This window comes from Paenarthrobacter sp. RAF54_2 (genome assembly GCF_052113945.1).
In the GTDB taxonomy this organism is placed as follows: domain Bacteria; phylum Actinomycetota; class Actinomycetes; order Actinomycetales; family Micrococcaceae; genus Arthrobacter.
Genome location: NZ_JBFRDV010000001.1, coordinates 177828 through 200695, shown reverse-complemented (window position 1 = coordinate 200695; position 22868 = coordinate 177828). Strand labels below are relative to the sequence as shown.

Genomic DNA, 22868 nt, shown 5'->3' with positions numbered 1-22868 from the left:
GGCAGCCTGTCAGCTGCTCCAGCCTGGCCTTACGAGCCCTGATTCGTACGCAAGGACCACCAGTTGGGAGCGGTCGCGGACCATCAGTTTGGTCATGATGCGCGACACATGGGTCTTCGCGGTCAGCGGCGTGATGAACAGGCGTTCGGCGATCTCGGCATTGTTCAGGCCCTCCCCCACCAAGGCCAGGACCTCGCGTTCGCGTTCCGTCACCTGCTCCAGGGGAATTGCCTTTCCTGCCGCCCGGCTCTGGGACGCCAGCTGTGCCATGATGCGCCGAGTGACTGAGGGCGAGAGCAAGGCGTCGCCGTCGTGGACTACCCGGACGGCGCGGATGAGCTCTGCAGGTTCAGTGTCCTTGACCAGGAAACCAGCTGCCCCCGCACGGACGGCCTCGGCAATGTACTCGTCGAGCTCGAAGGTAGTCAGGATGATGATGCGCGTGCCGGCGAGGGCCGGGTCCGCAAGAATCCTGCGGGTGGCGGTGAGGCCGTCGTCGTCCGGCATCCGGATGTCCATGAGGATGACGTCCGGTTTGTCGCGCGCCGCCAGCCTCACGGCGTCCCTGCCAGTGCCGGCCTCGGCCACCACTTCCATGTCCGGTTCAGCATCCAGGAGCGCGCGGAACCCTGCCCGGATGAGGGTCTGGTCATCGGCGAGGAGGATGCGGATCACTGAAGGGCTCCTTCTGATGGTTGGCTGGGCAGGACCGCTTCGACCCGGAGCCCTGGCTGGAGTTCATGCAGCGTGAGCGTCCCGCCCAAGGCGACCGCCCTCTCGCGCATCCCCGTGAGGCCGTTGCCCGGGAGCGCCCCGCCCATGCCCGCGCCGTCGTCGTCTATCCGTACAGTAAGCGCGTCCTCGGTCTGGGCAAGATGCATGACGGCGGATTGGGCACCTGAGTGCCTGCCGACGTTGGTCAACGCTTCCTGGATGATCCGGTACGCCGCCTCCTGCTGGGCCGGGCCAACGAGCTCATGGTTCGAGTGGTCCTCGAAGCGCACCTGCAAGCCGCCCAGCTCTGCGTTCTTCACGAGTTCGGGAATCCTGGCCAGCGTAGGCCGGGCGGCCGGGGCGAGCGGGACGTCCTCCCGCAACACGCCCAGGAGTTGCCGGACTTCCGTGAGGGATTCCTTGCTGGCCGCCTTGATAGCCTCCAGTGCGGGCCTGAGCTTCTGGGGATCATCCGAGCCCACGTGTAACGCCACGGATGCCTGAACATTGATCATGGACAAGGAGTGAGCCACGACATCGTGGATGTCGCGGGCCAGCGTGAGCCGGTACTCATCGCGCTCGGCCTTCTGGGCGGCCTCACGGCGACGCCGGTATTCCGCGAAGCGCTCGCTCCGGCGTCGAAACCCCTGTCCTATCAGCACCAAAATGGCGGCCCACCCCACCCCCGCGGAGGCGCGAAGCGGCCAGTTGGAATCGCCGCTGAATGCGGCCGCGAACACCACTGCGGCAGCGGCGATGCCTGCCCCCAGCCACGCCTGCCACCGCAAACCCGCAGACGACGTCAACACGATTGCCAACGCCAGTGAGAGTGCAATGGGACCCCAAGCGTAGCCAAGGCCAAGGTAGGCGCCCGTGGCCACGAGGGCGACGGGAAGCATGCCTGCAGGTGCCCGCCTGCGGAACGCCAGTCCTGCAGGTCCGGCCAACAGCAACAGGATCGCAAGCCCGTCCAAGGGCCRTGAAGCGTCCTGATGGCCCGCAGAAAAAAGCGTCCCCGCCACCTGGATGAGGGCCACCGTGATGACGATGAAACTCGTGGGTGGGCCCGCGAAACGGCGCGGACCTGCGTATCTCTGAGGTCCAGCGAAATGGCCTTGGCCTGCGAAACGGCCTGGACCAGCGAAACGGCCTGGATCTGGAAGTCCCCGGGGTCCAGGAGAGCTCTCGGGTCCAGGGAATCGGGGCTGCATACTCCGAGCCTAGCTTTGCTCCGGGCGTTCGTCGTCGGGTTAACGGAGCAGGGCGCCTACTCCGGGAGGAGTACGCGAGGCCATTTCGAGGGTTCCCTGCCGAAGATGCCGTGCGCACGGCATCTTCGGCAGCTTAGCCCCGTAATGGGCCTTGCTGTGGTCGCAGGAACCTAGGCGATGCCAGCTGCGCGCTCAGCACTCTCCACGACGTTGGCGAGCAGCATGGCGCGGGTCATCGGACCCACGCCGCCCGGGTTCGGGGACAGCCAGGCGGCGACGTCGGCAGCTGCCGGGTCCACGTCTCCGGTGACCACAGCCTTGCCGTTAGCGTCCTCCACGCGGCTGACACCGACGTCGAGCACTATTGCGCCCGGCTTGAGGTCTTCAGCCTTGATCATGTGCGGCACGCCTGCAGCGGCAATCACGACGTCGGCCTGCTTGAGTTCCGCGGGCAGGTCAACGGTTCCCGTGTGGGCCAGGATGACCGTGGCGTTGACTTCCCTGCGGGTGAGAAGGAGGCCGATGGGGCGGCCGATGGTGACGCCGCGGCCTACTACGAGGACGCGCTTGCCGTTGAGCTGGATGCCGTGGCGGCGCATCAATTCCACACAGCCCTTGGGCGTGCAGGGAAGCGGGGACTTCATTTCGCCACTGACGTTGGCCACCAGGCGGCCGAGGTTCATGGGGTGCAGGCCATCGGCGTCCTTGTTCGGATCCATGGCTTCGAGGATGACGTCCTGGTCAATGTGCTTGGGCAGCGGCAACTGAACGATGTAACCCGTGCATTCCGGGTTCTCGTTGAGCTCGCGGACAACCTTCAGGAGGTCTTCCTGGGTGATGTCCTCGGGCAGGTCCCGGCGGATGGACTGGATGCCCACCTCGGCGCAGTCCTTGTGCTTGCCGCCGACGTACCAGGTGCTGCCGGGGTCCGAACCCACCAGGATGGTGCCCAGGCCGGGGACGATGCCCTTTGCTGCGAGGACGGAAACGCGTTCGGTCAGTTCTGCCTTGATGGCTGCGGCGGTGGCCTTGCCGTCAAGGATCTGTGCGGTGGACTGTGTCATTCCATCTGCTCTTTCTGGAGGGTGACCTGTTGGCTCATGCCAACGGGACCCGCCGCCGAAGGTGTGGCGGCGGATCCCGTTAGCTCCGGGCCAGCGCCCGGGTGATGCTTATTTGCGGCGGGTTACCACTGCTCGTGCTGCGGGTACAGCGGGAAGTCGGCGGCGAGCTTGTCCACGCGGGCCTGGAGGGCTTCCACGTCTGTAGCGGAGCCAGCCTTCAGAGCGGTGGCGATGATCTCGGCAACCTCGGTGAACTCGGTGGCACCGAATCCGCGGGTAGCCAGTGCAGGCGTACCGATGCGGAGGCCGGAGGTGACCATCGGCGGGCGGGGGTCGAACGGAACGGCGTTGCGGTTCACGGTGATGCCCACCGAGTGCAGGAGGTCTTCAGCCTGCTGGCCGTCCAGCTGCGAGTTACGCAGGTCAACCAGGACCAGGTGGACGTCGGTGCCGCCGGTGAGGACCGAGACGCCGGCTTCGGCGACGTCGGACTGGTTCAGGCGGTCAGCGATGATCTTGGCACCCTCGAGGACACGCTCCTGGCGCTCCTTGAATTCTTCGCTGCCGGCGATCTTGAAGGCAACAGCCTTGGCGGCGATAACGTGCATCAGCGGGCCGCCCTGCTGGCCCGGGAAGACGTTGGAGTTCAGCTTCTTGGCCCACTCCTGCTTCGCCAGGATCACACCGGAACGCGGACCTGCGAGGGTCTTGTGCACGGTGGAGGTGACGACGTCGGAGTACGGGACCGGGCTCGGGTGCAGGCCTGCTGCAACCAGTCCGGCGAAGTGTGCCATGTCGGTCCAGAGGAGTGCCCCGACCTCGTCGGCGATGGAGCGGAAGGCAGCGAAGTCGAGGTGGCGCGGGTAAGCGGACCAGCCGGCGATGATGACCTGCGGCTTCTCGGCGATGGCCTGCTCGCGGAGCTTGTCCATGTCCACGCGGAAGGTGTCTTCTTCAACCTGGTAAGCAGCTACGTTGTAGAGCTTGCCGGAGAAGTTCAGCTTCATGCCGTGGGTCAGGTGGCCACCGTGCGCCAGGGAAAGGCCGAGGATCTTGTCGCCCGGGGTGATCATGGCAGACAGTGCTGCGGCGTTTGCCTGGGCACCGGAGTGCGGCTGGACGTTGGCGTACTCGGCGCCGAAGAGTTCCTTGACGCGGTCGATCGCAAGCTGCTCCGCGACGTCGACGTATTCACAACCGCCGTAGTAGCGGCGGCCCGGGTAACCCTCGGCGTACTTGTTGGTCAGGACGGAGCCCTGTGCTTCCATGACTGCGCGGGGGGCGAAGTTTTCGGAGGCGATCATTTCAAGGGTGCCGCGCTGGCGGCCGAGTTCCTGGTCGAGGACTGCTGCGATCTCGGGATCGAGCTCAGCGAGCGACTGGTTGCTGACAGACGCGGAAGTGGTGGTGGTAGGCACGGAGATCTCCTGGCTAGGCAACGGGTGGTGCTACAGGTCAGGCTACCGGCAGCAGCATTCCCGCGTCCCCTTGATTACGGAGGGATCGGTCACGTGCGTGCAGCGGTAAGACATGACCCTCGGCCCAGGCGTACGATCCGTGGTCTTCGTGATTGCCGCTCCCTGGTGGTAGTCCACCCAACGCCAGTTGCGACCCGTTAACAGTACAACAAGGCAGCACAGGTAGGCTTGATCGTGTGACTGACTCCACCGCTTTCGTTGTAACACTCTCCTGCCCGGACCGCCCCGGCATCGTCCATGCGGTAGCCGGCGCCCTCCTTGAGGCCGGCTGCAATATCGCCGACTCCCAGCAGTACGGAAGCCCCAGCACCGGCAACTTTTTCATGCGCGTGGAGGCAACCACAGCGTCCTCGCAGGACCAGTTGACCGCCGCACTGCGTCCGGTTGCAGAGACCTTTGGCATGACCTGGCAGATCAACCCGGTGGGCCAGAAAGTCCGCACCATCATCCTGTGTTCCAAGGATGCGCATTGCCTGAACGACCTCCTGTTTCAGCAGCGGACCGGCACCTTGCCCATCGAGGTTCCGGCGATTGTTTCGAACCACCGCGACCTTGAAGAACTGGCCAATTTCTACGGGATCCCGTTCCACCACATTCCCGTGACACCGGAAACCAAGCCGCAGGCCGAGGCGCAGCTGCTGAAGCTGATTGCCGAGCACGACGTCGAGCTCACTGTCCTGGCCCGCTACATGCAAGTCCTGTCCAACGAGCTCTGCACGGAGTTGAACGGCAAGGCCATCAACATCCACCACTCATTCCTCCCCTCTTTCAAGGGCGCCAAGCCGTACCACCAGGCCCACGCCCGTGGCGTGAAGATCATCGGCGCCACGGCGCACTATGTGACGGCCGACCTCGATGAGGGGCCGATCATCGAACAGGAAGTCATCCGCGTGGACCACGCCCGCACTGCCGCCCAGTTCGTCCAGATGGGCCGCGACGTGGAGGGGCGCACCCTGGCCCAGGCAGTCCAGTGGCACGCTGAACACCGCGTGCTTTTGGACRGCACCCGCACCGTGGTATTCAACTAGCGCCACTCCTAAGCTGGGGGTATGCAGGGCATCCCCGAAGCTGACCATGAAGCTGACCTCGCAGTTTTCTACGACCGCCAAGCACCCGTTCGGAACACGCGGTCCCTCACCCCGCACCGGGTCGAGTGCCGGGAATGGTTCATCCGGCTCCTGAAGGATGAACACCGGCACTCCGTGTTCGAACTGGGCAGCGGGACCGGGGTGGAAGGCTTGGAGTTTGTCCGTGCAGGGCTGCATTACACCGGCGTGGACCTGTCCTCGGAGAGCGTTCACGTGGCGCGCTCGGCCGGGTTGGACTGCTCGGTTGCGAGTGGTCGTGAGCTGCCGTTTCCCGATTCAGTCTTCTCCGCCGTGTGGACCATGAGCACCCTTCTACACGTCCCCAACAACAGGATTCACGACGTCGTCAGCGAACTTGTGCGGGTCAGCGCGGCTGGTGCGCCAATCGCCGTCGGGCTTTGGTCAGGTGAGGATGAAGAGGTCCTCAACCCGGAGGACCTCGAGGAACCGCAACGTTTCTTCAGCCGCCGCAGCGACGACACAGTGCGGCGGATCTTCGGAGAGCATGGCTCGATTGAGCATTTCCGGACCTGGCCGGAGGGTATCGGCGTGGAGTCCGGGCCGGGAGCGGGCAACTGGACGCAGCACTACCAGTTCCTGGTCCTGCGCACCCCTGCACCCAACTAGGCTGGGCTCATGGCTCCCTCTTACACTTTCGCCGGGGACACCCCGGCCATCCATGAATCTGCGTTCGTCGCGCCCACCGCGTCCATCATCGGCAAGGCGACCTTGTCCGAGGACTCCAGCGCCTTTTACGGGGTTTCGGTCCGTGCCGATACGGCTGCCATCAGCGTCGGCGCCGGCTCCAACCTGCAGGACAACGTGGTCCTGCACGCCGACCCCGGATTCCCCTGCACCGTTGGCGAGCGCGTCTCCATTGGGCACAGCGCAGTGGTCCACGGCTGCACTGTGGAGGACGACTGCCTCATCGGTATGRGCGCCACCATCCTCAATGGTGCAGTCATTGGGACGGGCTCGCTCATTGCAGCCGGCGCCGTGGTCCTTGAAGGCACGGTCATTCCGCCCCGCTCGCTCGTAGCGGGCGTGCCTGCTAAGGTGCGCCGCGAACTAACCGACGAGGAGTTCGAGGGCGTCAAGCACAACGCCGCCCACTACAAGGACCTCGCCGCGGCGCACCGGGAAATGCACGCGTCTTAAGCAATGTGGGGCCCGCTCTGCATCCCCACCGCCTCCCTGACTTCGCAAGCTCAGCCAGAGAACCCGGGCGGTGTGGGCCCTGCGATTGGTTTAGGACGCAGAGCAGGCCCCGCAACAGCAGTTAGTCCAAGGAAATTTAGTCCAGGGAAATTGGCCCGAACTCGTCCAGCAGATCGCCCGGACCGGGGTTGCCGGCAACGGAGGATCCGCCCAAGTGGTTCACGACGCCCCACACTGCGTTCAGGCCTGTGGTCACGGCGCCCTCGGCCCAGCCTGCGGTGAAGGACACGTCGTCACCGGCGAGGAAGATGCCGCGCTGGCTTTCTGGCAGTTGATCCTGCTTGAAGTGGGTGAAGAGCCGTTGCTGGTACCTGTAATGGCCCGGCAGGTTGGCTTTGAAGGCACCCATGAAGTTGGGGTCCGCTTCCCAGGACACGGTGATCGGCTGCCCGACGATGTGGCTGGCGATGTCCACGCCCGGGTAGATCTGCTCCAACGAGTGCAACATCAGCTTGACACGTTCTTCGGCAGTGAGGGCAAGCCACTTAAGGGCGTCATCGTTCCATGTGTAGGACAAGAGGATGACAGCGGGCTTGTCAGGGCCGTCGTCGAGCAAGTATGTGGCCCGGTTGAGGCGGTCGGTGAGTGTCATGGACAAGACTTCGCGTCCGGTTTCCGGATCGATGTCCTTCCAGAAGGGCCTGTCCACCATCACGAACGTCTTGGACGACTGCATGTAGTGCGAGCGCTCGATCGCCGTCCACAACTCGGCCGGGAACAGCGCCTCCTCGGTGTGTATGCGCGTGGACAGCAGCCACGACTGGCAGGTGGTCACCACCGCTTGGTACGTGGCTTCGCGTCCCCAGTTTTCGCGGACTACCAGGTCCCCGTTGTCCGCCCGGCGGATGTTGTCCACGGCTCCGCGCGGCGAGCCGGAGTGCAGCGACGACAGTGACGTGCCTTGCGGCCAGTATTTAAGGTCCGACGGCGCGTGGTTCCACAGTGCCTCGGGGAGCCTTTGCGCTCCTCCCGAAATGAGCCGGTGCTGATCGTCCGCGTCCGTGTAGACAACCCGGAGGATCTCCAGGATGGAGTTGGGGAAATCGGTGTCCCAACCGCCGGTGCCGAAGCCCACTTGGCCGAATGCTTCTCGGTGGGCGAAGCCGGCTTCTTTGAAGGACTTGCTGGCTGCGATGAATCCGTAGAACGTCTGCTCGTCCATTTCGGGCAGGAGCGCGTTCCAGAGTTCCTTGATCCGCTTGGTATCGCGGGACTTGATCGCTTCCTGCATTTCGGCGAACGCAGCACCATCGTTGACGGCAGCCTTCCAGGCATCGGCCACTTCACGGAAGAACTCCGGTAGCTCATCTGCTGTGGTGGCGTAGTGCTTCTTGCCCGCAAGTTCGATCACAGTGCTGGACGTCGCCGGGGCCATCGGGTTGGGGAAGGCCTGCGTTTCCAAGCCAAGAAGGTCCACGTAGTGGTAGAAGGCTTTGCCGGAGACCGGGAAACGCATGCCGCCAAGATCGGCTACGACGCCGGGCGCCGAGGGGAAGCTCGCCGTGCGAAGACGGCCGCCGATCTGGTCGGCCTCGTGCATCACGGGCTTGAGGCCGAGCTTCATGAGCTCATAGGCGGTGACCAGCCCTGACAGGCCAGCGCCGATGACGGCTACTTCCGTGCCGTACAGCTCTTCCGGAATGCTTCCGAGTCCGTCCGGGTGGGCGAGGTAATGGTCATAGCTGAAGGGAAAGTCAGGGTTCAGCATAGTGATGGGGGCTTCGCCTGCCTCCGCAGGGGAAGCGGCGACGTCGGCTGTGGGAAGTTCGGTAGCGATTGTCATCAGTGTGCGGCTTTCACAGTTTCCGGGCTCACGGCCCTGGTTGTCAGTTCACGGTAGTCCTCATCGCTAAGCGCGGCTACCTTGGAATTCCGGCGTCCATAGCCGAAGTAGATGGCGATGCCCACCAGCATCCAAACCCCGAAGGTGATCCAGGTGTCAGCGCCGAGGTTGAGCATCAGGAAGGCACACATCAGCGTGCCCAGGATCGGGGTGATCGGGTACAGCGGAACCCGGAAACTGCGGTCAAGGTCGGGGCGGTTGCGCCGGAGATAGATCACGGCGACGTTGACCAATGCGAAGGCAAAGAGCGTACCGATGCTGGTTGCGTCGGCCAGGGCTCCCAACGGGACCAAGCCTGCGGTGAGGGCGACGGCGGTTCCGACTATCAGGGTCCCGGCGACTGGCGTTCCGGTGCGGGGCGAAACGCGGCCGAAAACTTTGGGCACCATGCCATCGCGGGACATCGAGAGCAGAATGCGGGTCTGGCCGTAAAGGACGGTCAGCACGATGCTGGCGATGGCAAGCACTGCACCGGCCGAGAAGACCAGGGCGATCCACGGCTGTCCGGTGATCTCATGCAGGATCTGGACCAGGGCAGCTTCCGTGCCATCGAACCAGCCCCACGGACGGGCACCGATTGCGGCAACGGACACCAGGACGTAGATGCTGGTGACAATCACCATGGATAGCAAGATGGCGCGTGGCAGGTCCCGCTTGGGGTTCCTGGCTTCTTCGCCGGCGGTGGAGGCGGCATCGAATCCAATGTAGGAGAAGAACACGCTTGACGCTGCCGCTGAGACACCGGCTGCGCCCATCGGCATGAGGGGCTCGAAGTTGCCGGCGTTGAAAGCGGTGAAAGCTACCGCGCAAAAGAAGATCAGGATGGCTACTTTGATGATGACGATCGCGGTGTTGATCCATGCGCTTTCACGGGCGCCCCGAACCAGGAGGGCCATGGCAAGGACCACGATCATCACGGCGGGAACATTTACTACCCCACCGTCGCCCGGCGGCTGGCTCATGGCGTCGGGCAGGACCTGTCCAAACGCAGCCAGGGTCTCGTTCACGTACTGGCCCGCGCCCACTGCAACAGCTGCCACGGAGACCGCATACTCCAGCACCAGGCACCAACCGCAGATCCAGGCCATGCCCTCGCCCATAGTGGCGTAGGAGTAGGAGTAGCTGGAACCTGCCACCGGGACGAGCCCGGCCATTTCCGCGTAGGACACTGCCGAGAAGAGAGCAGCCAAACCAGCGATCACGAAGGAGATCCAGATGGCCGGGCCGGCCAGCGGCACAGACTCGCCAAGGATCACCAGGATCCCGGTACCCAGCGTTGCACCGACGCTGATCATGGTCAGCTGGAGTACCCCGAAGCTGCGTACCAGCGGCGTGCCGCCTTCGCCGGTTCCGGCCTCGTCAGCCATCTGCCCGATCGGCTTGCGGCGCAGGAGTTGGGCACCGAGGCTTGGCCTGGCCATGCTCGCTGCCGTTGATGTTTGAGTGTTCACAGGCACAGTCACCCTTGACGTCCCTTCAAAGTAGTTTCGATTTCCCCTCCACAAGACTGGCATGTGAGCCACCTCTCACCACGGTGCAAAATGACCTATAGTGTTCAACCATGAGACGTATTGCACAGTACCAAGAGGGCGGCTCGCTGGCGCTCTCCGGTCAGGTCAGAGTGGACCTGTCCGCCATTTCAGACAACATCAAGGCCCTGAAGCGCCGCACCGACGCACCCTTCTTCATGGCCGTGGTGAAGGGCAACGCCTACGGTCACGGGCTCGTGGAAGTAGCCCGCACGGCCGTTGATTCCGGCGCCGACTGGCTCGGAACTGCACAGCTCACCGAGGCCATCGCCCTGCGCAAAGCCGGCATTACTGAACCGGTCCTTTCGTGGCTGTATCTGGCATCCCAGACCAGCGACACCATCCTGGAAGCACTGGAAAACGACATCGATGTGTCCCTCGGAAGCGTCCACCAACTTCAGGTGCTGGCAGGCATCGCCGAACGCCTAGGCCGCCCCGCCGTCGTACATCTTGAACTGGACAGCGGGCTCAGCCGCGGCGGGGCGCGCAAGGAGGATTGGGCCGAACTTGTGGCCCATGCCCGGCAAGCGGAAGTGGACGGCACCGTGCTGGTCCGCGGCATCTGGACCCACTTGGCGTGGGCCGATGTGCCCGCGCATCCTGGGAACGCCAGCGCTGTTGCGGAGTTCGAGGACGCCGTCCGCGAGGCACGCGCCGCCGGACTCAAACCCGAACTGAGGCACGTTTCCAGCTCAGCAAACATCCTGGACCGCCCGGAATTCCACTTCGACATGGTCCGGGCCGGACTCGCAATCTACGGCCTCGCTCCCGCAGACCACCTCAACCCGACTGACTTCGGATTGCGGCCCGCCCTCAGCGTCACCGCCCCCTTGGTGATGGTCAAAAAGGTCCCCGCCGGCACGGGCGTCAGCTACGAGCACCAGGCCATCACCTACGAACCCCGCTATCTGGGCCTCATTCCCCTTGGCTATGCGGACGGCATCCCGAAAGGCATCAGCGGCCGCTCAGTGGTGAACATCGGAGGCCGCAGCGTCCCGGTTATCGGCAAGGTCTGCATGGACCAGTTCATGGTGGACCTCGGACCTGACGCGACCGGGATCGACGTCGGCGATACTGCGGTGTTGTTTGGCGATCCGGCCACCGGTGCGGCGAGCGCCKACGATTGGGGCGCTGCAATCGGCAGCCACGGGGATGAAATCATCAACAGGATTGCGCCGCGATTGCCGCGCGTATACACCTCCGCGACAGAAGAAGACGCCGCCTACGAGTGCCCCGACTACCAGGAGCCGGCAGCCGCCGGGCAGGACAATGTTGCCTGAGCCCGCCACCGCCCGGCTGAGTTTCGTCACGCTTGAGCAGTTCCTGGAGCAGCTGCCGCCCGAGTTGAAAATGCTTCACGACGGCGGCAGCGGCGCCTCGCTGCTGCGCTGGGTGGAACCCAGCGAGCTGGAGGACCCGACCCCATATCTTCCGGAGGGCGAGTTCCTGCTGACCGCCGGGTTGCCTTTCCTTGGGAAGGGCGGCTCGGCGGCCAGCGTGGACGCCTATGTGCGGCGGCTGGTGGGTGCGAAGGTGGCGGCGCTCGGATTCGGCATCAGGCCCTATTTCGACGCCGTCCCGGACGTCCTCCTCGACGCCTGCCGCAGGCACAACCTCACCCTGTTTGAGGTCCCGGAGTCCGTGCCGTTCGCCGCGATTGGCTTGGAGTTCTCCCAGCTCCTGGAATCGGACAACGCCCGCGTATTCCGGCAATTGGCCGAAACCAACCGCCAACTCATGCGGGCAGTCCTTTCCCCCAGGCCGGAGCACGAACTGCTGGCAGCCCTCGTCCAGCGGGTGCCCGTGTGGGCGCTGCTGGTTGGGGCCGACGGACGGGTGCGGGCGCGCGGCCACAATGCCGGCGGAAGCACCGGCGTCGAGCATTCCTTGTTGGCGCCACTGCTGGAACGGTTGCTGACCGGCAGCGGACCGCGCGTGGAGATGGACGGTTTCGAGCAGCCTGGATCTGCCCTGGTGTTCGGTCATCCGCTGCGCAGTACCAAGGACGCGAACCTCGGGGCGCTGATTCTTGGCTCGGACGCTCCCCTGACGCCCGCGCAGAACAATGTGGTGCAGTCGGCGGTGGGTTTGCTGGAGCTGCTGGTCCGTCAACGAACAAGCGGGTCACTTGCTCCGAGCCAGCTTGCCACGGCACTGCTCTTGCATCCGGATAGCTTGTCCACTGGCGCCACCAAGCACGTCAACGGACTCAAAGACCTGCTGGCGCAGAGCCTTTCCTCGACGCGCTCCGGTCAAATGCGGGTAGTGCAGGGCATCAAGGCGGACTCGCCTGACTGGCCTGCCGGTGACGGCCCCGTCCGTGAGCTGCTGCAGTGGCGGAGGCTGTTCGATACGAAGCTCGTGGAAATTACCGACTACGGTTTCGCTGCCATCACCCGATTGAAGGTGGATGACGCGCTGCTTGCCGACGTCGAGAAGCTTGGGTGGAGGCTGGCGATCGGCGAGCCGACTGAACTCACCGGGCTTGCGGCGGCCTATCAGCGGGTGAGTTCGCTGCGGAGCCGGGTGTTGTCCAGCGGAAAGAGTGTGCGAGTGGAGGAAGTGCAGTGGTCGGTCACTGGTCTTCTGGGACGTGAGGCAGGGACCATGCTGGCCGAGCGACTCCTGGCCCCAGTGTTGTCCTTGGAACCTGATCGCCGCGACCCGCTGCTGTCGGTACTGCGCGGCTGGCTTAGCGAAAACGGCAGCTGGGACGGCTCCGCCAAGCTCCTGGGTTTGCACCGCAACAGCGTCCGCCGGCAAATCGGCGTCCTCGGCGAGCTGCTCGACATGGACCTCAACCAAGCACAGATCCGTGCAGAATTGTGGATCGCGCTGCAATATGCGGACGAGCTTGTTGCCGGGTTATCCGGGTCCGAGGGGGTCTAAACGCTCTCTTCCCATTTTCGGTAGAGCTCAGGGCGGCGTTCCCGCAGGTACGGGACTTCATCGCGCGCGGCTTTCACCGTCTCCGTGCCCACTTCCGCGAACAGCAGCGACGCCGACTCCCCCGCCGCAGCCAGCAACGAACCATCCGGTCCCGCCACAACGCTGCCGCCCAGGAAGTTGTAGATGTCCTCATGCCCACTGTGGTTGGCGTACGCCACATTGAGTTGGCTCTCCACCGCGCGGGCACGGATAAGGACCTGGGGCACGTTGTCGAACCCCATTGACAACGCCGTGGGGACCAGAAGGAGTTCAGCCCCACGGGTCGCCGCTGCCCGGACTGCCTCCGGGAACTCAACGTCATAGCAAATCAGCATGGACGTGCGGATCCCGTTGAAATCGACGACGGCGGGAGGTTCTTGGGCGCCCACGAACGCTTTGCGCTCCTCCGCACCGAAGAGGTGGACCTTGGCATAGTTGAGGAGTTCCGTGCCGTTGGCGTCCACGAGTGTGGCGGTGATGTGCCATCCGTTGTCCTCGGGAGCTGGCGCCGGGAGGCTATACACGAGTCCGATGTTGTGCTGGCGGGCGATGCCGGAAAGGCGTTCGCGGAGGCCCGGAAGCGTTGCCGGATCCAATTCGGCGTGAAGCCGCAGCGGTGCGTAGCCCACCGGAAAGAGCTCCGGGGTGAGGAGTAACCCGGCCCCTACCTGGGTGGCGCGCCGGGCGGCGTCGTCGATTGTGCGCAGGTTCGCCTCAACGTCCAGGACGGAAGCGTTGGCCTGCAGGACGGATAGCAGCATCATTACCACCTTGGTTGCACCGGGTACCGGACCGCAGAGGGCCGGAAGTCTTCTTGTTTCCAGAGTAGGCCTGTGGTCTGACAAGTGGACCGGGGCATTTGGACCCGGCGGCGTGCGAACCGGGACGCATTGCACGCAAAACAGGACCCATAACCGGAGGACTGAGGGCATCTTGCGTTGGAGTATGTCGGGAAAGCTAGTCGCGTTGTGTTCACTTCTTGACTACAAGGTTGCTTTTGGGGCAATCTTCTTGTCATGTCCGCTATGCAGCGCTCAACGAAGAGCCAACCACGAAAACCCGGCTCGCAATCCGCGCTCCGGCACCTGAACCAGCAACGGATTATCGAGTGCTTGCTGAGCGGGCCGTCAACGCAAGCCGAGCTTTCCAGGCAGACCGGACTCTCCACCGCCACGGTGTCCAACATCGTGAAAATCATGCAGGACGCAGGCCTCGTTTCCACCGAGCCAACCACCAGCTCCGGACGCCGGGCAACCAACGTGAGGTTGAACAGCAACGGTGCGGTCGCCGTCGGAATCGACTTTGGCCGACGCCACCTCAGGGTGGTCCTGGCATCGCTCGGCTATCACGTCATCGCCGAGGATTTCATTGAACTTCCCTTGGGCCACCATGCGGAGGAAGGCATTGCGGCTGCAGTCCGTTTGCTGGGGCGATTGCTGGCGGAAAATGGCATCGATCCGAGCGCGGTGGTGGGCGCAGGGGCGGGCATCCCCGGCCCGATTGACCGCCGAACAGGGACTGTTGCCCAAGGCGCCATCCTGCCCGAATGGGTGGGAATCGACATCCTCCACAGGCTCGAAGAAGCCCTGAATTGCCCCGTATTTGTTGACAACGACGCCAATCTCGGAGCCTTGTCAGAGGTGACGTGGGGACCCCACAGCGGCGTATCCAACCTCATGTTCCTGAAGATCGGATCCGGTATCGGTTCCGGCCTGATTCTCAACGGCGTGCCCTACTACGGGAATGTGGGTATCACGGGCGAAATCGGCCACGCGACCATCCATGAGCACGGGCTGGTATGCCGATGTGGGAACCGCGGCTGCCTCGAAACCATCGCCTCCACCACCACCATGATTGAGTTGCTGGGCCGCGGCAAGGAGACATCGCTAACGCCCCAGGACATCGTCCGGAATTGCCTCGCAGGTGACTCCGCAACGCAGCGGGTCGTGGATGACGCCGGCCTTGCCGTGGGCCGCGCACTGGGCAACGTCGCCAACTTAATCAACCCTGAAGTGATCGTCGTGGGTGGTCCCCTGGCGGGCCTCGGAAGCCTCCTCTTGGACCCCATTCGACGGGGGCTCGTTCGTCACGCTGTACCCGTTGTAGGCGAAACAACGCACCTCGCAATGTCGTCCCTGGGAGCGCGCGCGGAAGCACTTGGAGCGGCTGCTTTAGTGTTCCAACACGCTGGAATTACTGGTAGGTAACGAAATCGTTAGCTGGATCTTGTGTTCAAGTCTTGACGACAAGATAGGTGATCCAGTTTACTTTTTCATCAGACAGCTCCGCCATTTGGGGAGCGACAACGAAGTCATGCATTGGAGGCGTAAGGGCTAATGACAACAACCCCTGACACGCAGGACGAACCCATCCTCTTGGAGATGCGCTCGATCACGAAGGAATTTCCCGGCGTGAAGGCTTTGTCGAATGTGAGCCTGCGCGTTAAGGCCGGCGAGATCCACGCTATCTGTGGAGAAAACGGCGCCGGAAAATCCACGCTGATGAAGGTTCTTTCCGGCGTGTACCCGCACGGCAGCTACACCGGCGACATCGTGTACATGGCCGAGACGCAGCAATTCAAGGACATCCGTGCAAGCGAAGCTGCGGGCATCGTCATCATCCACCAGGAGCTGGCGTTGATCCCGGAACTTTCCATCATGGAAAACATCTTCCTGGGCAACGAGCCAACCAAATGGGGTGTCATCGACTGGGCAGAGGCCCGGAAGCGTTCCATCGAACTGCTGGCCAGAGTTGGACTCCGTGAGGACCCGGACACCCCCATCAAGGAAATTGGCGTCGGCAAGCAGCAGTTGGTGGAAATCGCCAAGGCGCTGAACAAGTCCGTCCGCCTGCTGATCCTGGACGAGCCCACAGCAGCCCTGAACGAATCCGACTCCCAGCACCTGCTGGACCTGATCCTTGGCCTGAAGGGTAAGGGCATCACCTCGATCATCATTTCCCACAAGCTCAACGAGATCGAACAGATTGCCGATGAGATCACCATCATTCGCGACGGCAAGTCGATCGAAACGTTGAACGTCAAGCGGGACGGCGTTGACGAAGACCGCATCATCAAAGGCATGGTGGGCCGGACACTCGAGTCCCGCTTCCCGGATCATGAGCCGAAAATCGGTGAGGTCTTCTTCGAGGTCAAAGACTGGACCGTGGCGCACCCGCAGATCCAGGATCGCCTGATCTGCAAGGGCTCCAACTTCTATGTACGACGCGGTGAAATCGTGGGATTCGCGGGACTGATGGGAGCCGGCCGCACGGAACTTGCCCGCTCGCTCTTCGGTCACTCCTATGGCCGCTTCATCAAGGGACAGGTTTACAAGGACGGCAAGCCGGTCAACCTTCGCAGCGTCCGTGCGGCAATCGACGCCGGACTGGGCTACGTCACTGAAGACCGGAAATCCCTCGGCCTGAACCTGCTGGACGACATCAAGGCCACCACGGTTGCGGCAAACCTCCGCGCGATCAGCAAGTACACGGTGGTGGACGAGCGCAAGGAGTTCTCGGTTGCCGAGGAGTACCGAAAATCCCTGCGCACCAAGACCCCGTCGGTGGAGGAAGGCGTGGCCAAGCTCTCCGGCGGAAACCAGCAGAAAGTCGTGCTGGCCAAATGGATGTTCACCGATCCGGATCTCCTGATTTTGGATGAACCCACCCGAGGGATCGACGTGGGCGCCAAGTACGAGATCTACGGCATCATCCAGAGGCTGGCGAACCAGGGCAAGGGAGTGATTGTCATTTCCTCGGAGCTCCCCGAACTCCTGGGCCTGTCCGACCGCATCTACACCATCTTCGAGGGCGCCATCACAGGTGTCCTGGACAAAAACGAAGCAAGCCAGGAAAGCCTCATGAAACTCATGACGTCCTCCCGCAAGGCCGCCTGACCTGTTGGCCCAGACTCACCCCTTCCTGACACAAGGACCAAAACAATGAACGCGCTCAAGAAGCTATTTGGTGGCAATACCCGCCAGTTCGGCATGATCTTCGCCCTGGTGGCACTTATCGTCTTCTTCCAGATCTTCACCGAGGGCCGGACGCTGACCCCGGGCAACGTGATCAACCTGTTCAACGGCAACTCCTACATCCTGATCCTGGCCATCGGCATGGTCCTGGTCATCATTGCCGGCCACATCGACCTCTCTGTGGGCTCGGTAGCCGCGTTTGTGGGTGTCTMCGTGGCCCTCGCAATCCGGGACTGGGGTATTCCCTGGTACATGGGCGTGCTCTTCGGGCTTGTACTCGGTGCGATCATCGGGGCTTGGCAAGGATTCTGGACAGCGTATGTGGGCATCCCTGCCTTCATCGTGACGCTGGCAGGCATGCTCCTGTTCCGCGGTTTCAACCAGTTCGTGGGCAAATCCAACACCATCCCCGTCCCCAGCGACTTCCAGTACCTGGGTTCGGGCTACCTGCCTGAAATTGGCCCGACCACGGGCTTCAACAATCTCACCTTGTTGTTGGGCATCCTGGCTGCGGCATTCGTTGTCCTCATGTCCCTGCGGGCTCGCGCCACCAACAAGGCCCTGGGCGCAGATGTCCCCGAGCTCTGGGTTGAGGTCACCAAGCTGGTCCTGATCTGCGGTGCCATCCTCTACGCCACGTACCTGTTCGCTACCGGCCGCCCCGGAACGTCCTTCCCTATCCCCGGTTTGATCCTGGCCGTGCTGGTCCTGATCTACGGTTTCATCGCTGACAAGACGGTACTGGGCCGCCACGTCTACGCCGTGGGTGGTAACCGGCACGCAGCAGAACTGTCCGGCGTGCAGTCCAAGAAGGTCAACTTCATGGTCATGCTCAACATGTCCGTCCTTGCAGGCCTTGCCGGCATGATCTTCGTTGGCCGCTCCACCGCATCCGGTCCCTTTGACGGTGTCGGTTGGGAACTGGACGCAATCGCAGCCGTGTTCATCGGTGGCGCCGCAGTTACCGGCGGCGTTGGTACCGTGATCGGCTCGATCGTCGGTGGCCTGGTGATGGCTGTGCTGAACAACGGCCTCCAACTCCTGGGCGTAGGCGCCGACCTCACCCAGATCATCAAGGGCCTGGTACTGCTGATCGCTGTTGCCTTCGACGTCTACAACAAGACCCAGGGCAAGCGCTCCATCACTGGCCTGCTGCTGAAGAATTTCCAGCGCAACAACGAACTCAAGCCGGACGAAACCACGTCCACCAAAGAGGTCATCTCCAAGGAAGCCTGACCGGTTTCCGCCTGACTCGCTCCACCCCACCACACAGAAAGTGAACCAAGATATGCGAATGTTTGGTAAAGCAGGAAAGGCAGCAGCAGTAGCTGCCATCGCGGCACTGGCGCTGACAGCCTGCGGCCGCTCTGACAGCGGCTCAAGCAGCAGCACTGCTGGCGGGGAAGCGTTCCCCAAGGACTCGCTGATCGGCGTCGCCCTTCCGCAGAAGACCAGTGAGAACTGGGTCCTCGCGGAGAAGCTGTTCAACGATGGCCTCAAGGGTGCCGGCTTCAAGGCCGACGTCCAGTTCGCCAACGGCGGCGTGTCCGAGCAGCAGAACCAGATCAGCGCCATGGTCACCAAGGGTGCCAAGGTCATCATCGTTGGCGCAATCGACGGCGCGCAGCTGGGTACGCAGCTCAAGCAGGCCAAGGACTCCGGCGCAACGGTCATTGCTTACGACCGTCTGCTCCTGAACACGGAGAACGTGGACTACTACGTGGCGTACGACAACTTCAAGGTCGGCGTGCTGCAGGGCCAGGCCCTGCTGGACGGATTGAAGGCCAAGAAGCCCTCCGGCCCGTACAACATCGAGCTCTTCGCCGGTTCACCGGATGATGCCAACGCCAAGGTGTTCTTCGACGGTGCCATGAGCGTGCTGAAGCCGAAGATCGACGACGGAACGCTCAAGGTCCTCTCCGGCCAGACTGCTTTCGAGCAGGCTGTTACCCAGGGCTGGAAGGCTGAAAACGCCCAGCGTCGTGCTGACACCCTGCTGACCGGCAGCTACGGAACCGCATCCCTGGATGGCGTTCTCTCCCCGAACGACACCCTGGCCCGTGCAGTGCTGACGTCCGTCAAGGCCGCCGGCAAGCCGCTCCCCGTGGTAACAGGCCAGGACTCCGAGGTTGAGTCCGTCAAGTCGATCATGGCTGGCGAGCAGTACTCCACCATCAACAAGGACACCCGCAAGCTGGTTGAGCACGCCATCACCATGGTGAAGGACCTGCAGGCTGGCAAGCAGCTGGAAATCAACGACAAGGATTCCTACAAGAACGGTGTCAAGACTGTTCCGGCTTACCTGCTCCCGCCGCAGATCGTGACGGCAGCCAACGTCAAGACGGCTTACGTGGACGATCCGGTACTCGGCCCGATCACCAAGTAACACCGATCATCGAGTAACACCGCTTCGCAGCAAGCAACAGCAAGCCCCGGTCCGCCAGCACTCAGCAGGCGGGCCGGGGCTTTCGCTTGCCTGAACCGTTTTCCACGAAGCTTCCATGTCTGCAGGCCCCGGAGTTTACCGAGGGGCTAGATACAACGAATTAACTTGTCAACTCTTGACCGGGGCGGATCGCACCCTTAGAGTTCTGATATATGAGTCATATGTCACATGTGGCCGACCCCGAAATCATCTCGCAAGTCCTGCGCGGGCATATCGGCTGGCATCGAGCCAGTCGGCATCGCCCACCGGTCGCTAAGGGCTGCGGCTGTCCGTGCATCCATGAAACGGCGTTCTGGTGCCGTCAACGGTTCGCGCTGAAGCCAGAAGGGAACAAATCTCAATGATCCATCCGACCAGGACGACGGACTCCGTCGACACCTCCACATCAAAAGAGACCAGCTCCAAGTTCAAACGCCGCTTTATGGTGCGGCTCGTCGCTGTCTTCATCGGTGGGATGTTCCTCGACGGTTACATCCTCGGAATTATCGGCCCCGTCACCGGACTCATGCGGTCAGAGCTCCAGCTCGACGCACTATCTCTGGGCATGATCGCCGCGGGCCCGCTGGTCGGTATCTTCGTCGGCTCCCCGCTGGCCGGCTGGGCTACTGACAAGTTCGGACGCAAGCCCATGTTCCTCGTGGACATGGGCCTGTTCCTGGTCGCCTCGGCGGCCCAGTGCTTCGTAACCTCCGGAGACGGGGCCGTGATACAGCTGGCCGCCATCCGGTTCCTCATGGGCGTCGCGATCGGCGGCGAGTACTCCATCGGTGGGCCATTGCTATCAGAGTTCTCCCCTCCGAAGCTGCGCGGGCGATTGCTCGGGCTCACTCTGATCGCTTGGTACGTCGGCTTCATGATGGCATTCATCATCGGCACGCTCCTGCACGACGCCGGTATCCCCTGGCGCCTGGTCATCGGCACCAGCACGATACTCGCATTGGTCCTGTTCCTCGCCCGCATGGGCCTCCCCGAATCGCCGAGCTGGCTCATTACGAAGGGACGGCACAAGGAAGCACTCGCGATCGCACACAGATATGTCGAATCGCCCCAAATGCACGACAGCATCACCGGTGAGATCGATCTGAGGATGATCCAGGAGGCCCAAGCCGCGAAGAGCAGGACCAAAATCAAGGGCGCTTCCTTCGGAATGCTGTTCTCGAAGCAGAACTGGCGTGCCACCCTCTTCACCTCAGGTTTTTGGTTCTGCGCGGTCACTCCGTACTTCGCGATCGCGACCTTCGCCGACGACGTGCTCGACCAATTCGGCTTCGGCGGCTGGACCGGTGGAGTCGGCCTGTCCGCACTTGCAGCCGCGGGTGTTGTCATCACCGTACTTCTGATTGATAAGCTCGGCCGCCGAATCCTCACTGTGCCCGGGCAGTGGCTCTGCGCAGGCATCCTGCTGGTCATCGGAGTCTGGGCGGACGCACCAGCGATCATCGTGCTCGTACTGTTTCTCGCCTTCTCCTTCTTCAACGCCGGCTACACCACGATGACCCAGGTCTATCCGGCCGAGGTATTCCCCGGCGACCTGCGCGGTATCGGCATGGGCTTTGCCGCGGCCTTCAGCCGCATCGGAGCCGCACTGGGCACCTTCGCCCTGCCATGGGCGATCAGCAACATCGGCCTGGGCCCAAGCATGGTCGTAGCCGCCGCCGTCGCATTGCTTGGCGCAGTCCTCTCGCAATGGCTCGCGCCTGAGACCAAGGGGCGCACCCTCGCCGAAATCTCAGCAAACTTCTCCCACTGACACCGGGACTGCACGGTGAACCCGTGCCGGGCTCAGGATTCTGAGCCCGGCACGGGTTTTTTGGCTCCTTGATGAGCCCGCCACTTTTCACRGCCCACGCATAGCTTCGGCTGGCTTTCCGCACAGCAGCGCTCAGCAGTGTTGGACCTGCAGCCCGCGCGCCAGCGGTCTGCGGAACTCAGCAGGTCCAAAGGAGAAACGTGAGCGTCCTTGCCCGAAGCGTAGGCAATGCCTTCCGCAACAAAATCAGAACGGCCGCGGTAGTCGCTGTGCTTGCCGTAGCGATCGGCCTGGCATTGGCCATGCTTGTGGCCAACCAGGCCGTGGGTGCCAAGGTCCAGGAGCTGAACGCTTCCGTGGGCACCACTTTGACGGTGAATCCGGCTGGCGGGCAGGGGTTCGAAGGTGGTGGCGAACCGCTCACCGCTGCTCAAGCTCAGACGGCCGCCGCCGTCAGTAACGTAACGTCCGTGGTCGGCACTAAGGCTCTGCGTTTGCAGACAGCCACCGCAGAAACAAGCACCACCCAGGCCGCTCAAGGCGGTTTCGGTCCCGGTGGGCAGCAACCTTCGGTCACCACCAACCTCACGGCAGCCATCGACGCCGGGACCCTCGGCAACCGCAACGGCTCCACGGGTAACACTGGGAGTACAGGCACCGCCCAACGAGTTCGCACCCTTCCCATTACGGCCACGGGTATCGGCGCCGAGGTTGACAGCGCTGGCAAGGCCCTGGACATCACCAGCGGCACCGGCCTGGGCGACTACACCACGGCGACGGCAAAGGCTCTGGTGGGAACGACGCTGGCGCAAAAGAACAACCTCAGCGCGGGTTCCACCTTCACCATCCAGGACAAGACCTTCACCGTTGCAGGCATCTTCGACGCCGGAACCGCCTTCGGAAACAACGCCGTCTACGTCACCCTTCCGGAAGCCCAAACCCTGGCGGGAACTCCCGACGAACTCTCCACCATGATCGTCACGGTCAACAGCATGGAGAACGTCGACAGCACCAAGACGGCAGTCCAGTCCGCCTTGGGAACCGGTAAGGCCGACGTCACCCAAGGCCAGCGCAACCTCGAAACCGCGGTCAGCTCTCTGGACAGCGTCAAGAACATCTCCCTGGTCGCGTTCATTGCAGCACTGGCTACAGCCGGACTGATCATCCTCCTGATCATGGTGATGCTGGTCCGAGAGCGCCGCCGCGAAATTGGCGTGTTGAAGGCCATCGGTGCCCGGAACCGCACTATCGGCCTGCAGTTTGTCCTTGAATCGCTGGTCCTCGTGGCCTTGGGCAGCGTGGTGGGCGCCGCCATTGCATCACTCGCCAGCGGCGGTATCGCGTCAGCGCTGATCAGTTCAAACACCACCACGACGGCGGCCCCAACCACCCAGCGCGGAGCCGGCTTTGGCGGGGGTGGTTTTGCCGGCGGCGGCTTCGCCGGTGGGCAGGGCGGTCCATTTGGCGGGGCCACCCAACTGCTCACGTCCGTCACGGCGAGCGCCTCCCCCGGCGTCATTGCTGCAGGCATCGCCGCGGTCTTCGCCGTGGCCATCATCGGCGCGTTGGTCCCGGCCTTGCTGACCGCCCGCATCCGTCCCATCGAAGTACTCCGAGGAGAATAG

General features: G+C 63.1%; 18 protein-coding genes and 1 riboswitch. Of the genes, 11 read left to right on the top strand and 7 right to left on the bottom strand.

Annotated elements, in window-relative coordinates; genetic code table 11:
- Window positions 1-9 precede the first annotated feature (9 nt).
- The 4 genes from AB4Y87_RS00875 to glyA form a co-directional block, all read right to left on the bottom strand.
- A complete protein-coding gene (locus AB4Y87_RS00875) occupies window positions 10-675 on the bottom strand; it encodes a response regulator (RefSeq protein WP_442002609.1) in 666 nt (221 codons plus the stop codon).
- Window positions 672-1925 (bottom strand): sensor histidine kinase, encoded by a 1254-nt coding sequence (locus AB4Y87_RS00870; protein WP_442002608.1) that lies wholly within the window; start codon window positions 1923-1925, stop codon window positions 672-674. The genes AB4Y87_RS00875 and AB4Y87_RS00870 overlap by 4 nt, the downstream gene beginning before the upstream one ends.
- 170 nt (window positions 1926-2095) lie before the next feature.
- Window positions 2096-2989, bottom strand: a complete 894-nt coding sequence (locus AB4Y87_RS00865) for a bifunctional methylenetetrahydrofolate dehydrogenase/methenyltetrahydrofolate cyclohydrolase (protein ID WP_442002607.1) — start codon at window positions 2987-2989, stop codon at window positions 2096-2098.
- A gap of 122 nt (window positions 2990-3111) precedes the next feature.
- The gene (glyA, locus tag AB4Y87_RS00860) at window positions 3112-4407 is read right to left on the bottom strand and encodes a serine hydroxymethyltransferase (RefSeq protein WP_442002606.1); all 1296 of its coding nucleotides are present in this window, start codon (window positions 4405-4407) and stop codon (window positions 3112-3114) included.
- 115 nt (window positions 4408-4522) lie between these two features.
- Window positions 4523-4608, bottom strand: a riboswitch (ZMP/ZTP riboswitch).
- 35 nt (window positions 4609-4643) lie between these two features.
- Here glyA and purU point away from each other — a divergent pair.
- Genes purU through AB4Y87_RS00845 form a run of 3 tightly spaced genes read left to right on the top strand, consistent with a single transcriptional unit; the run spans window position 4644 to window position 6713 of the window.
- Window positions 4644-5495, top strand: a complete 852-nt coding sequence (gene purU, locus AB4Y87_RS00855; RefSeq protein ID WP_442002605.1) for a formyltetrahydrofolate deformylase — start codon at window positions 4644-4646, stop codon at window positions 5493-5495.
- A 21-nt stretch (window positions 5496-5516) separates the two neighbouring features.
- Window positions 5517-6182 carry a class I SAM-dependent methyltransferase gene (locus AB4Y87_RS00850; protein ID WP_442002604.1) on the top strand — a complete coding sequence of 222 codons (666 nt, stop codon included), beginning with the start codon at window positions 5517-5519 and terminating at the stop codon, window positions 6180-6182.
- A gap of 9 nt (window positions 6183-6191) precedes the next feature.
- A complete protein-coding gene (locus AB4Y87_RS00845) occupies window positions 6192-6713 on the top strand; it encodes a gamma carbonic anhydrase family protein (RefSeq protein WP_442002603.1) in 522 nt (173 codons plus the stop codon).
- A gap of 136 nt (window positions 6714-6849) precedes the next feature.
- On the opposite strand, the gene AB4Y87_RS00840 is transcribed toward AB4Y87_RS00845, so the two are convergent.
- Together AB4Y87_RS00840 and AB4Y87_RS00835 are read right to left on the bottom strand one after the other, a co-directional pair.
- On the bottom strand, window positions 6850-8556 hold the full coding sequence (locus AB4Y87_RS00840; RefSeq protein WP_442002602.1) for a flavin monoamine oxidase family protein: 1707 nt from the start codon (window positions 8554-8556) through the stop codon (window positions 6850-6852).
- Entirely contained in the window at window positions 8556-10037 is a 1482-nt protein-coding gene (locus tag AB4Y87_RS00835; protein WP_442002706.1) for an amino acid permease, read from the bottom strand. The genes AB4Y87_RS00840 and AB4Y87_RS00835 overlap by 1 nt, the downstream gene beginning before the upstream one ends.
- A gap of 140 nt (window positions 10038-10177) precedes the next feature.
- Here AB4Y87_RS00835 and alr point away from each other — a divergent pair, with 140 nt between their 5' ends.
- Window positions 10178-11425 carry an alanine racemase gene (gene alr, locus AB4Y87_RS00830; RefSeq protein ID WP_442002601.1) on the top strand — a complete coding sequence of 416 codons (1248 nt, stop codon included), beginning with the start codon at window positions 10178-10180 and terminating at the stop codon, window positions 11423-11425.
- Window positions 11415-13034: a PucR family transcriptional regulator gene (locus AB4Y87_RS00825; protein ID WP_442002600.1), complete on the top strand. Its 1620-nt coding sequence runs from the start codon at window positions 11415-11417 to the stop codon at window positions 13032-13034. Before alr ends, AB4Y87_RS00825 begins: the two co-directional genes overlap by 11 nt.
- On the opposite strand, the gene AB4Y87_RS00820 is transcribed toward AB4Y87_RS00825, so the two are convergent.
- Window positions 13031-13837 (bottom strand): carbon-nitrogen hydrolase family protein, encoded by an 807-nt coding sequence (locus tag AB4Y87_RS00820; protein WP_442002599.1) that lies wholly within the window; start codon window positions 13835-13837, stop codon window positions 13031-13033. The genes AB4Y87_RS00825 and AB4Y87_RS00820 overlap by 4 nt on opposite strands.
- A gap of 252 nt (window positions 13838-14089) precedes the next feature.
- Here AB4Y87_RS00820 and AB4Y87_RS00815 point away from each other — a divergent pair, with 252 nt between their 5' ends.
- From AB4Y87_RS00815 to AB4Y87_RS00790, 6 genes are all read left to right on the top strand, one after another.
- Window positions 14090-15280, top strand: a complete 1191-nt coding sequence (locus AB4Y87_RS00815) for an ROK family transcriptional regulator (protein WP_442002598.1) — start codon at window positions 14090-14092, stop codon at window positions 15278-15280.
- Window positions 15281-15409: 129 nt separating this feature from the next.
- Window positions 15410-16969, top strand: coding sequence for a multiple monosaccharide ABC transporter ATP-binding protein (mmsA, locus tag AB4Y87_RS00810; protein ID WP_442002597.1), 1560 nt, complete (start codon window positions 15410-15412; stop codon window positions 16967-16969).
- 45 nt (window positions 16970-17014) lie between these two features.
- Window positions 17015-18283, top strand: a complete 1269-nt coding sequence (gene mmsB / locus AB4Y87_RS00805) for a multiple monosaccharide ABC transporter permease (RefSeq protein WP_442002596.1) — start codon at window positions 17015-17017, stop codon at window positions 18281-18283.
- Between the two features lie 52 nt (window positions 18284-18335).
- Window positions 18336-19433, top strand: a complete 1098-nt coding sequence (locus AB4Y87_RS00800; RefSeq protein WP_442002705.1) for a substrate-binding domain-containing protein — start codon at window positions 18336-18338, stop codon at window positions 19431-19433.
- Between the two features lie 400 nt (window positions 19434-19833).
- On the top strand, window positions 19834-21243 hold the full coding sequence (locus AB4Y87_RS00795; RefSeq protein ID WP_442002595.1) for an MFS transporter: 1410 nt from the start codon (window positions 19834-19836) through the stop codon (window positions 21241-21243).
- Between the two features lie 200 nt (window positions 21244-21443).
- Window positions 21444-22868: an ABC transporter permease gene (locus tag AB4Y87_RS00790; protein WP_442002594.1), complete on the top strand. Its 1425-nt coding sequence runs from the start codon at window positions 21444-21446 to the stop codon at window positions 22866-22868.

Excerpts from the sequence above, each read along its gene's own strand:
- AB4Y87_RS00825 (WP_442002600.1), top strand. The coding sequence starts at position 11,415 with ATGTTGCCTGAGCCCGCCACCGCCCGGCTGAGTTTCGTCACGCTTGAG.
- AB4Y87_RS00850 (WP_442002604.1), top strand. The coding sequence starts at position 5,517 with ATGCAGGGCATCCCCGAAGCTGACCATGAAGCTGACCTCGCAGTTTTC.
- mmsA (WP_442002597.1), top strand. The coding sequence starts at position 15,410 with ATGACAACAACCCCTGACACGCAGGACGAACCCATCCTCTTGGAGATG.
- AB4Y87_RS00800 (WP_442002705.1), top strand. The coding sequence starts at position 18,336 with ATGCGAATGTTTGGTAAAGCAGGAAAGGCAGCAGCAGTAGCTGCCATC.
- AB4Y87_RS00795 (WP_442002595.1), top strand. The coding sequence starts at position 19,834 with ATGATCCATCCGACCAGGACGACGGACTCCGTCGACACCTCCACATCA.
- AB4Y87_RS00865 (WP_442002607.1), bottom strand. The coding sequence starts at position 2,989 with ATGACACAGTCCACCGCACAGATCCTTGACGGCAAGGCCACCGCCGCA.
- AB4Y87_RS00840 (WP_442002602.1), bottom strand. The coding sequence starts at position 8,556 with ATGACAATCGCTACCGAACTTCCCACAGCCGACGTCGCCGCTTCCCCT.
- AB4Y87_RS00835 (WP_442002706.1), bottom strand. The coding sequence starts at position 10,037 with ATGGCCAGGCCAAGCCTCGGTGCCCAACTCCTGCGCCGCAAGCCGATC.
- AB4Y87_RS00820 (WP_442002599.1), bottom strand. The coding sequence starts at position 13,837 with ATGATGCTGCTATCCGTCCTGCAGGCCAACGCTTCCGTCCTGGACGTT.
- AB4Y87_RS00815 (WP_442002598.1), top strand. The coding sequence starts at position 14,090 with ATGTCCGCTATGCAGCGCTCAACGAAGAGCCAACCACGAAAACCCGGC.